The 10,085-nt window shown below is 56.2% G+C and carries 8 protein-coding genes and 4 pseudogenes; 2 read left to right on the forward strand and 10 right to left on the reverse strand.

Annotation, left to right across the window (positions count from 1 at the left end):
• Positions 1-48: 48 nt before the first annotated feature.
• From PKE80_RS17605 to PKE80_RS17630, 6 genes and pseudogenes are all read right to left on the reverse strand, one after another.
• Positions 49-360: a helix-turn-helix domain-containing protein gene (locus tag PKE80_RS17605; RefSeq protein ID WP_271183609.1), complete on the reverse strand. Its 312-nt coding sequence runs from the start codon at positions 358-360 to the stop codon at positions 49-51.
• A 488-nt stretch (positions 361-848) separates the two neighbouring features.
• Positions 849-1,106, reverse strand: a pseudogene (locus PKE80_RS17610) (transposase); the annotation flags it as partial.
• Between the two features lie 31 nt (positions 1,107-1,137).
• Positions 1,138-1,542 carry an IS66-like element accessory protein TnpA gene (tnpA, locus tag PKE80_RS17615; RefSeq protein ID WP_271183610.1) on the reverse strand — a complete coding sequence of 135 codons (405 nt, stop codon included), beginning with the start codon at positions 1,540-1,542 and terminating at the stop codon, positions 1,138-1,140.
• A gap of 185 nt (positions 1,543-1,727) precedes the next feature.
• Positions 1,728-2,132: an acyltransferase gene (locus PKE80_RS17620; protein ID WP_309298996.1), complete on the reverse strand. Its 405-nt coding sequence runs from the start codon at positions 2,130-2,132 to the stop codon at positions 1,728-1,730.
• Between the two features lie 112 nt (positions 2,133-2,244).
• Positions 2,245-3,354: a hypothetical protein gene (locus tag PKE80_RS17625; protein ID WP_271183611.1), complete on the reverse strand. Its 1,110-nt coding sequence runs from the start codon at positions 3,352-3,354 to the stop codon at positions 2,245-2,247.
• Between the two features lie 106 nt (positions 3,355-3,460).
• Positions 3,461-4,867 carry a hypothetical protein gene (locus PKE80_RS17630; RefSeq protein WP_271183612.1) on the reverse strand — a complete coding sequence of 469 codons (1,407 nt, stop codon included), beginning with the start codon at positions 4,865-4,867 and terminating at the stop codon, positions 3,461-3,463.
• Between the two features lie 456 nt (positions 4,868-5,323).
• Between PKE80_RS17630 and PKE80_RS17635 the strand changes: the two are divergent.
• Positions 5,324-5,587: pseudogene (locus PKE80_RS17635) on the forward strand (transposase); the annotation flags it as partial.
• Positions 5,588-6,020: 433 nt separating this feature from the next.
• Here PKE80_RS17635 and PKE80_RS17640 read toward each other — a convergent pair.
• From PKE80_RS17640 to PKE80_RS17655, 4 genes and pseudogenes are all read right to left on the reverse strand, one after another.
• Positions 6,021-6,215 (reverse strand): annotated as a pseudogene (locus PKE80_RS17640) (IS110 family transposase); the annotation flags it as partial.
• 121 nt (positions 6,216-6,336) lie between these two features.
• Positions 6,337-7,113, reverse strand: coding sequence for an IS21-like element helper ATPase IstB (gene istB, locus PKE80_RS17645; RefSeq protein ID WP_271183613.1), 777 nt, complete (start codon positions 7,111-7,113; stop codon positions 6,337-6,339).
• 15 nt (positions 7,114-7,128) lie between these two features.
• Positions 7,129-8,682: an IS21 family transposase gene (gene istA, locus PKE80_RS17650; protein ID WP_211152309.1), complete on the reverse strand. Its 1,554-nt coding sequence runs from the start codon at positions 8,680-8,682 to the stop codon at positions 7,129-7,131.
• A 561-nt stretch (positions 8,683-9,243) separates the two neighbouring features.
• A pseudogene (locus tag PKE80_RS17655) lies at positions 9,244-9,558 on the reverse strand (IS21 family transposase); the annotation flags it as partial.
• Between the two features lie 127 nt (positions 9,559-9,685).
• Between PKE80_RS17655 and PKE80_RS17660 the strand changes: the two are divergent.
• Positions 9,686-10,085, forward strand: a 400-nt coding sequence (locus PKE80_RS17660; protein WP_271183614.1) for a transposase, incomplete at its 3' end; no start/stop codon positions are given.

Genomic DNA, 10,085 nt, shown 5'->3' on the forward strand with positions numbered 1-10,085 from the left:
ATGCGATCGCCTCAATCTACACCGGAAATTACACCACGAGCGCGGACGCTAACGGATCGGCCCTGCCTCCACCTGCGCGGCCAGAGCCCGGCGCTGCTCATCGCCCAGGATTGAAGGCTTGCCGGGGGCTTTGCGCGATTTGAGCCCGTCAGGGCCTTCGGCGTTGAAGCGGATTACCCAGTCACGCACGATCTGGAGCGTCACACCGCCAATCTTCGCCGCATCACTCCGCCTGCCGCCATCCAGGATCGAGGCCATCGCCAAAAGCCGTCGCACCTGCTGCGCATCATCGCTGCGCCGGGCAAAAGCTCGCAAGTCTGACCCTGAATAATCGCTTCGCACAACCAACGACGCCGCCATCACAAGCCTCCATCTGCTCGCGATGGTGAATCAGAAAAATCTGCTCTTGGGAATCCCAATGAGTCAGCCTCAAAGGGATTTGGTATAAGCATTTACCGTCAAGGCCGGGTTCCGTCGGCGCTTACAAAAGTCTCACTTGATGATCGTTGATGTGTCGGCCGGCCACACGTCAGGTCCTCCTCCCCGGAAAACCCGATGCATAGCGGCCACCACGACCATCACAGGCACCCGCCAAAGAGTGCCTCCGGTGTGTCGGGACGGGCTACGCCCTACGCCGATCCCGACACACCGGATTCTCATCTTGATTGTCGCGCATTCTCGTCCAGATCGCCGCGCAACAGACGATGGCGTCGACGAACTGTCAGATATGCTTCGAGAAGCACGCCGCACTACCCAGACCTGGCACTGCTTCCTCGATGACTTCCTTGACGATCCCGAACTCGCCACTCGCTTCAAGGCCCAACCACCGCGGTAACAATCGGACGGTTACGATCGCGCGGCACCTCGATCTCGATCTTGCCGGTCTCCGTCACCACCGTCTTGCGGCCATAGCCATTGCGGCTGTTCCCGACCTGCGAGGCATCGCCAAGGTGGTAATCCATCTCGGCGTTGAGCGCCCGTTCGGCCAGCGCCTTCTTCAATGAATCCAGCAGGCCGCCCTGCTGGAGCGCACTGGCCGCATCGCTGCCGGCCAAGAGTTGATCGAGTAAATCAGCCGGGATCGCCGGCTCCTTGCGTCGAGGCATACAGGGTCTCCTTCTTACCCATTATGCCCGCTCACACACGGAATTCCTGACAGTCCCGCTCCCCGATAACCTCGAGCGCCAATCTCAACGCTTCTCTGTCGACCAACCTATCGATCGACACCATGAAGTCACCGCCGCGCCGGATCTCAATCCGGCCAATCTCAGGTGCTGTCCCCTGCGGCTCGGCGGCCAACTCAACCGGCACGAACCCGGCCATCGCGCCGCGGAGCAATTGCTTACGCCAAGTGTAAAGCTGACCGGTCCCGATCCCGTACCGACGCGCGACCACGGCCATGATGGCACCCGGCTGAGTGGTCTCCTTCAGGATCGCCAGCTTCTCTTCGTCGCTCCAGTGCCGGCGCCGTTCCACTCGAACGACCGCTCCGCCATCTCGGCGTGCGCTCATACGAGGCTCGTTTGACTGCTCGATATCCACTCGCAAGGCCTCCATCTGCCCCGCGAAATTCACGCCCACCCCAATCCGCACAAGGCCGGGTTCCGTCGGCGCTTACCACTTATCAAACGTCAAAGGCTGTTCAGACGGACCAAGCCACTTCTCAGTCTCGCGCAAATCTATCCTACACAACCACAGCCGAATTCGTGAGGCCGCATCAGCGGTTACTATTCGGGTAAGGTCCGAACGATCCTAGCAGGAACACCAGCTACTAGCGAATTTTCAGGCACGTCTCGTGTTACCACCGCACCTGCTGCGACTACGCTACCATTACCAATATGGACGCCAGGCAGGATTATTGCATTCGCTCCTATCCACGCTCCGTCCCCGACTACGATGGGAGCAGGCCTTATGGGGCCGGCTCGCTGGTTTCGATCGCCAATCTCGTGATTTGTCGTGATGAATCGAACATGATTAGCCACATAAACGCGATCTCCGATCGAGACGTGACTGTTAAGATCGAAATAAACATTTCGATTAATGAACGCATTGTGCCCAATGCGCACGCCCAACCCGTTTATGTACCCTCCCCCCATGAGAATTGCGCCCCTCTTAATTCGACAACGAAGCATTCGATATGCAACACAGCGAATCCGTCGGCTGACTGGATCGTCCGGTAGTAGCGATGAAAATCCGTTCACTGCCCGAATTAAAATCGCAAAAATAATCTTTCCAAAAAACACGTCAGACCTCTCGAGAAAGGTAACTAAACGGCCCTACGGTTGAGGAAATTACGTTTGAGCTCTTCCTCCAACTAAATTCTTTAGCGCATGCGTCCTGGAATACTCTCCATCGCCCGTATAATTCTTGAGAATCGCGCTTACTTACAGCGGAAATAACATGTTCTATATCTGATACATTTGGGGTAAAATGTACAAATTCTTCAGAATAGGGCAGGCCACTGAACTCGTCACGAATATCACATCTCGATAACAATATGCAATTGTTAGATATATAATAAGTAGATTTAAGCTTAAAACCACCGAGAAATGTATCTGGAATGAGTCCAAATCGTAACCCAAGCTCATAATCACTTTTGATTATCGATCTTGATACATTATTCAGGGCGTCGATTCGAGCATCCTGCGGAAGTGGCAAATCGTGACGCCAATGGATATCCACATTGGATGCCGAGTTGACTGCTATTTGGTTTGATAGTTCAATAAGGTCCCGCCGCTTTGGAGCCCAATCGTAGCTACCAGAAACCACCACTTCTCGAAACAACTGCTCTCGCTGTAATTGCGCTAGTGGCGGTGTTCCCGGCGGAGCGACAAGTACGTTAGCATCCGGTGCGCGGGCGTTAATCAGCGCGCGATCGCGTTTCGAAAGTGCAACAAGGGTAAGATTTTTGAGGGCATATGTCCTCCTCTCCCACTCTAGCGAGTGCTTGGCAGCCAATTTTAACACAGGCACACGACCGTAGAGTTGAGTTAAAACATCGCTCATCACATTATGTACGATTAGAGTAACAGGGCGATGTATATTCCAAACTAGATTTTCAAAAGATTCCCAAGAAACCACAATGCTATCAGCCGCCCCCGCCTCTCTTTGAAAAGATTTCGTCAGCTTGCTGCTTGAATATTTGAAGCGTGGATGCGGTACGCCATGCAATAAAGCACCAATCTGATTTCCTCGTGACTGCAAGCCTACTTGCAGATGATTGATCTCATGTTCCAGTGCGAGCTGCTCAATTATGCGCCGATCATAAATTTCGTCCCCCCCGCCGTTAACCGGCTTCTTTCCGACCCAGAGCAAGGTCTTGGTGGTACCGCGATCACCCGCAACTGCAATCATAAATTCTACCCTTAGACATCAGGAATGCAAAATACAAAAATTTCTCATGTCATTGATATTAAATCCCAATAAAATATTCTTTCCCCAAGCAGAAGTCTTGCAATCTTCAATCAAAATCTTTTGAAATATATTTATTTTTCAGAAACACATCCTTAGCCGCGACACTAAGTCGGAATCCATAATTCATCGTAATGACAGACAGAATTACGACAGTGACCGGCAATGAATCAGACATAGATACAACCCCGCTGGCCACCGCAACGGCAAAAATTGCGTGCACACCGAAAATCGCCGAAGGGCGGTTGATCCCACTCCATAGCACCGTTCCATTGCGCTTAAAGTACGCGATATAGGATAGCACCACGGCCGCTGGGAAGGCGAGCATCCCGATCGCGGGCGTCGGGACAAACGCGGCAAAAAGCGCTCCAATCGCCGTTAAAAACACCGTGCTCACCCCAACATGCGCGACTTCACGATGCCGCCCTATTGCTGATAGGTAAGCATCGAACAAGAAGGTGCGGAGAAAGAGAAGAAGTATTGAAAATACGGTGGACACGGTCGCCATTAAATATAGATCGACCTCATTGAACGTTAGCGTGATTAACGGAATTGCTACGCACAAAGCAACGCCAGCCAAAGCAACTGAAAACCAAATTGTAATAAAAACGGCAGAAACTGGTAGAAATGTTCGTTTAGCGCCCGCAATTCCTTCATAATGAGAGGCGTTTATTATCAGACGATTGCCCCAAGTATTGATCGCAACGCCCAGTACATTTATTCCTCGAGTGGCGAGATCGATCGCCAAAAACACTCCACCGGAGATGTTCGCTGGAAGAGCAATGCCAAGCGCTAAACGCGACAACATCAATGATATGTTAGTTCCCAACGACCCAGAGGCTAGTGACCAGCCCATCGGCCCCAAGCGGATTATCAATCCTTTGCGGGGCAAACTACGGGTCCAAAACAAAGCTATGAATCCCCCACCACACAGCAATGCGGCTGCGCCGAACGCAGTTGCTGTTTGAGACCCGTTGCCCCCCAATGCCGCCGCTGCAACAGAAGCTCCTCCCATTAGCGATACTCTAAGGAGAACAAAGCAGTTGTATGCTTGGCGACTAGAAGTGAATCGAAGGAACGTCGCCGCCATATCTGATAACATTGTGCCAGTACCGACCAGACTTGTGGCCACGATAGCTAGTGCTATCGATTTGCTTGCAATCGCTTCCGCAAGAATGGCAATTGGTGCCAACCCAATTAGCAATGACAGCGCGAGCCTAACAGTCCAAACACGAAGACCGCCAAGAAGGGCTGTGCGCATACGGTGCCGGAGTGAACTTCCTTGCCTCGCCAAAATCATCCGCAGCCATTCGCTGCAGCACGCTGACAGAAAGATCGCAACTGTCATAATTAGCGAGAAGCCAGAATATTCTGCGGCCCCTAAGATACGGGCTGTTACAAGCAGTAAGACCATTTGGATCGCGGCCGCGAGTAGCGAGATTAAAATCACCGTCATCGGATTATAAACTTCCAGACCAGCAAAATTTTTGTGACCTCTGCGAATATCGCAACATTAATTCATATATTACCTTCGTAACAATGAATATTTTTCATTAATAAAATAATATTCATCGATACGTGGGATTAACCCTCTAATTATTATTGGCGTATAACGAAAAAGCATAATGAGATGACAATGTGACACCCGTGAAGTGATCAAGCAGTGTTCTACCCGTCCTCACTTTTTTCCTTACTCGAGGGAGTACGAGTGACAGTTCGCGGCGAGCGTGGCCAGTGCAAACTTTGCACCCCTCTTTTACGCCCGTTCTGATTGTGCGATTTGGGAAAATATTTTACGATAAAGTACGATAATCGCAAGGATTATTCCGACTGACCCTGCCCCGGAAAGTGTCTCCAGCGGGAATGAGAGGAATCTGGCAAAATCGAAGCTGAGTGTAGCTGGCGATTTTGCATGAAGAAGTCGAAGTTCACGGGCGAGCAGATCGCGTTTGCGCTGCTCCAGGCGGAGGTCGGCACGCCAGTCGCCGAGGTGTGCCGGAAGATGGGCGTTTCGGAGGCGACGTACTACCGCTGGAAGCAGTTATATGGCGGCCTGGGGCCATCCGAGCTGCGCAAGATGCCGCAGTTGGAGGAGGAGGAGGAGAACCAGAAGCTGAAGCGGCTCGTGGCCGATCTGTCGCTGGACAAGGCCATGCTCCAGGAGGTTCTGGCAAAAAATCTATGACCCGCCCTGTCCCTGCAAGGGGCTGATTGGTGGTAACGGTGCCAGTCTGCACAAATGTATCCGGCCTCTCGCGACTGGACCGCTGTTGCGGCCACCCGATCCTTCACTTGTCCTCCTTCTGGAGTCCAGAAAGAGACTCCTTAGAGCCCGTCGTCTAATCGCGCGTCATTTTGCAAGCCTTTCGTGTTTGATGGTGTGTATGCCGGAAGCATGGTCGTCTTCGCGGTCGACATGAGCCGCCGCATGATGGGGCTTCGCGGACGATCCTTCCTATGTTTGGAGCGCATTGGCGGCCAGGAGGCCTGATGCAACGGACTCTGCGGAATGGATCGGCCCACGTCCCGGCAGGGACAACTTGTTGCGCCCGAAGGCGCGAGGCCGGCTTGGACTGTTAGACCACAGCGGTCACCTTGTTGAACAGTTCACCTGATTGCAGCATGGCATGCAAGGGGCCCGTCTCGAAGACGACCTTTTCGGCGTCGGCTGCATGCTTGCGGATCAAGCCGGCCAGTGCTTGCGGGTCGGAGACGCATTTGCTGCGCCAAATCCGCTGGCCATCGCGCCGGATCGATACGGCAGTCTCTTTCAAGGAAACGTCGAGCCCGATATATTCACCCATGGTTGTTCTCCATCTTGCGTATTTCAGAAGTTCTGGACAGCCGTTTCACAAAATCGCGGACATGCGTTTCGCTAAGTCCCGGACAGTCGGCGCAGTTTGGTCATAGGTGCCTTGTTGTGGTTCAGGCGGTTATGATTTCGGCTTTCTCTATGTCGGTCAAGAGGGGCGCGGGTCGGGTTTTGCGCATGCTGTCGCCTTCGAGTTTTATGCGGTGGGCATTGTGTACCAGGCGGTCGAGGATGGCGTCAGCGATCGTGGGGGCACCGATCATTTCGTGCCACTGAGCGACCGGTAACTGAGCCGTAATCAAGGTGGATTTACGCTTGTAGCGCTCCTCGAAGATTTCAAGCAGATCGCCGCGCTGCTGCTCGGTCAGCCCATGGCTGCCCCAGTCGTCGAGCACGAGCAGTTGGATGCGGGTGAGCTTGTCGATCAGGCGCGGGAAGCGGCCGTCGAGCCGGGCCATTGCCAGATCTTCGAACAGTCGGGGCATGCGAACGTAGAGTACCGAGTAGTCGAGCCGGGCTGCCTGACGGGCGAACGCACACCCCAACCAGGTTTTCCCCGTACCGGTTGGCCCTGTAATGATTAGATGTTCATGCGCCTTGAGCCAGTCGCCCTGCGCAAGCGCCAGGACGCTGCGGCGATCCAGCTTGCGGTGCGCGGCGAAGTCGATGTTCTCGATACAGGCGTCGCTGAATCGTAGTCGCGCGGCCGTAAGCCGGTTGGCGAGCCGCTTGTCACAGCGCATCGCCATCTCCCGATCGAGCATCAGCCCGAGCCATTCGTCCCGGGCGAGCCCTTCGCTTCCCGCTTGTTCGGCAAGTTCACGGTAAGCACTCGCCATCCCGGCGAGCCCCAGCGTCTGCATCTGGTCCAACATGGGGTGTGTCAGCATGATCGTCGCTTCCTTTCACTGATAGTAGACCCCACCGCGGATGTTGCCGTGCGATGGAGCTGGCCGGATCGGTTCTTGGGCAGGACTGGCCTGATCGAGCCCGGATTTGAGGATCGAGAGGACCGAGGCATATGTGGTGGCCTCGATTGCCAGCGCGCGGTCACAGGCCGCATCGAGACGGACATGGCCATAGCCGCGCCCTAGCGAGAGGATGCCCATCGCCGAGCGATAACCCTGCTCGGGATGGCGCCGATCACGCATCATGCGCTCGACCATGACCGCCACGTTGGTGCCCATCCTGGCCGCGCGCTCGATCAGCGATGCCGGCGTCCGGTCGGCATAACGCTGGTGAGCCTTGGGCATGTGGGCGTTGACGGTGATGTGGAACCCGCGCTGCGAACTGCGAACATGGCTGGCGACCCGTTTGTGATCCTGGAAGATCTCAACCACCCGCTGGGTCAGCCGCACATCGACCTTGCGGCCGATCAGACCATGCGGAACCGAGTAAAAGTTGCGGTCGACGGCAACGTGGTAATCGGGATGAACCTTGGCGCTCTTCCATTCAGCGTATTCGAACGGGGTAACAGGCAGCGCCTTGAGCGCCGCGCGCTCGATCTCGTCGAACAGCTCGCGGCGCGAACGACCGACGTGACGCATCGTCTTGCCATTGAGAACTTCGAGCAAGTGGCCGATCTCGGCATTGAGCACCGCCAGGTCGAAGAACTGCCGATTGCGCAAGCGCGCGATGATCCACCTTTCCGCGATCAGCACCGCGCCCTCGATCTTCCCCTTGTCCCTCGGCTTCGCCGGCCGGGTCGGCAGGACCGTCGTGTCGTAATGCTCTGCCATCGCGGCAAAGGTCGTAGTCAGGGTCGGTTCGAACCATAGCGCCTTGGCCACCCCCGCCTTGAGATTGTCGCAGACAATGGAAGCGGGCACTCCGCCGAAGTACTCCAGCGCCCGGACCTGGCCCTCAATCCAGTCAGGCAGCCGCTGGTGCAGGCTCGCCACCGCAAAGGTGTAGCTCGAGGCCCCAAGCACCGCGACGAACAGCTGTGCTTGGTGGATCTCGCCGGTGCCGGGGTCGATCAACGGGATCGTTTGACCGGCGTAATCAGTCTGCATCACCGCACCGGCGGCATGCCGATGCCGATAGGTCGGGTGGGCGCGCTTCTCGTGCGCGCCGAACTTATCACAGAACCAGGTGTAGCCAAAGCCGTCGGGATGAGCCTCGCGGTATTCCTGCCACAACAACAGCAGCGTCACGCTTTTGCGCTTCATTTCACGGGAGACCAGTTGCCAGTCCGGCTCGCTCGTATCCCGCGGCGGCCGTCCCATTTGCCGGAAGAGTTTGCGCTCCAGCGCAGCGTCATCGCCGCCGTCATCTGGCATCGGCCAACTGTCCAGCCCCGCCTCACGCGCCCGCAGCAGGTAAGTCGACACGGTCGACTTGCTTAGCCCAAGCCGCTCCGACACTTCGCGCACCGAGAGCCCACTCTCATGAGTCAGCCGCAATATCGATCTGATGTCCTTCACGTCCGCTCGTCTCGGTTGCTTCCGTCTCGGCATGGTCCCTCCAAGCTCCGCTTGCGGGGACGTTCATGCCAAACCGGCGCACCCAATGACCAACCGCACAAACTGTCCGGGACTTAGCGAAATCCCTGTCCGGGACTTTCTGAAACCACTGTCCGCGACTTACCGGAATCGCTGTCCGGGACTTTCCGAAACACGCATCCATCTGATGCTGGGCCCGGTCACCAATCGAGAGCCCGTTTCTCATCTTACAGGGGAACAACCACCTTCTGCAGGCCGGTAAAGACCAACATGGGCGACTCGCTCCCGCGATTACCCAATGTTTGAGAATGGGTTGATGCGGCAGCGCGGGCGTGATTCAAGCTTGGAATGTGGAGCCGAGCGAGCCGTAGCCTGTTGATTGCCACTGAGAAGTGACCCGGGGGGCGTATAAATTACCATTGAGAATTGACCCATGTTTCCCTCGCCTCCGGCTGCCAGTCGGAGGGCCGTGGAGTGATCGACATGGACTTACTCAGTGTGATCCGCCGATGGCATTTCCGGCAGAAGATCCCCATTCGGGAGATCAAGCGCCGGACCGGCCTATCTCGCAACACCATCCTTGCCCTTGGTGCGCGCCCGGTATGGAGCGCAGGCTCGCGGCGAGAAGCCCCAATAGCGCGCAAAGGCGTGGAGACGGGCATTGAACCGCACCTCCCGTGTCGCCGTGTCATGATGTTCGACCAGCGCCTTGGCATTATCGACCAGGACTTCAGCCGGAACGCCGCCGAACCGTAGGAATGCTCCTTCCATTCCTTCGAACCAGTCCACCTGCCGCTCCCGCAGCGAGGGCTGGATGTGCATCCGGCGCGAATATCCCAATGTCGCCACGAACAGATGAACGCGCACCCGCTCTTCAGCGATCCACAGGCGCCCCCTGCTCGATCAGTTCGTCGGCGGCCTGAGCCATGCCGAACATCTGTAACCGCTGCACCGACCCCACGTATTCTGGTTGGTTTTTGAGGGGTAGATCTGCGCGAGACGTTGAGGAGCTCGAGCAGTGGTTGACGAAATTGATGCGGTGCCAAACGTTGGTTTGACGTGTGCGTCGCACAGTGCAAGTTCGCGTTTGACCGTTAGTTTGGAGCCAGTCCGGCGTCGGCACGAGCGATGGCCGGATGATGAGCGCGATCGTATTCTTGCAGAAAGCTTCACCTCCGGAAAAACGGTAGCGCAGGTTTCGCGGGACAACGGCGTCAGCCTTGGCCTGCTGCATTATTGGCGCCGGCAGGCGCGAGCGACGGGGAGCGTTGAAGAGTTACGGCTTGTACCAGTCACGGTGGTTCGCGAGGATCAAGCGCAAATGCCGGCCGTCCCGGCATTGCCGCCCAGCATGGAATTGACGGTGCGCGATGTGACAGTTCGTATTTGCGGCGCCGTCGAGGCGGAGCACTTGCGCA

The sequence above is a fragment of the Novosphingobium resinovorum genome (assembly GCF_027922145.1).
GTDB classification, from domain to species: domain Bacteria; phylum Pseudomonadota; class Alphaproteobacteria; order Sphingomonadales; family Sphingomonadaceae; genus Novosphingobium; species Novosphingobium resinovorum.

Bases quoted from the DNA above. Each gene is read 5' to 3' on its own strand.
- PKE80_RS17605 (WP_271183609.1), bottom strand. From the start codon at position 360: ATGGCGGCGTCGTTGGTTGTGCGAAGCGATTATTCAGGGTCAGACTTG.
- PKE80_RS17620 (WP_309298996.1), bottom strand. From the start codon at position 2,132: ATGCTTCGTTGTCGAATTAAGAGGGGCGCAATTCTCATGGGGGGAGGG.
- PKE80_RS17625 (WP_271183611.1), bottom strand. From the start codon at position 3,354: ATGATTGCAGTTGCGGGTGATCGCGGTACCACCAAGACCTTGCTCTGG.
- PKE80_RS17630 (WP_271183612.1), bottom strand. From the start codon at position 4,867: ATGACGGTGATTTTAATCTCGCTACTCGCGGCCGCGATCCAAATGGTC.
- istB (WP_271183613.1), bottom strand. From the start codon at position 7,113: ATGCTGACACACCCCATGTTGGACCAGATGCAGACGCTGGGGCTCGCC.
- istA (WP_211152309.1), bottom strand. From the start codon at position 8,682: ATGCCGAGACGGAAGCAACCGAGACGAGCGGACGTGAAGGACATCAGA.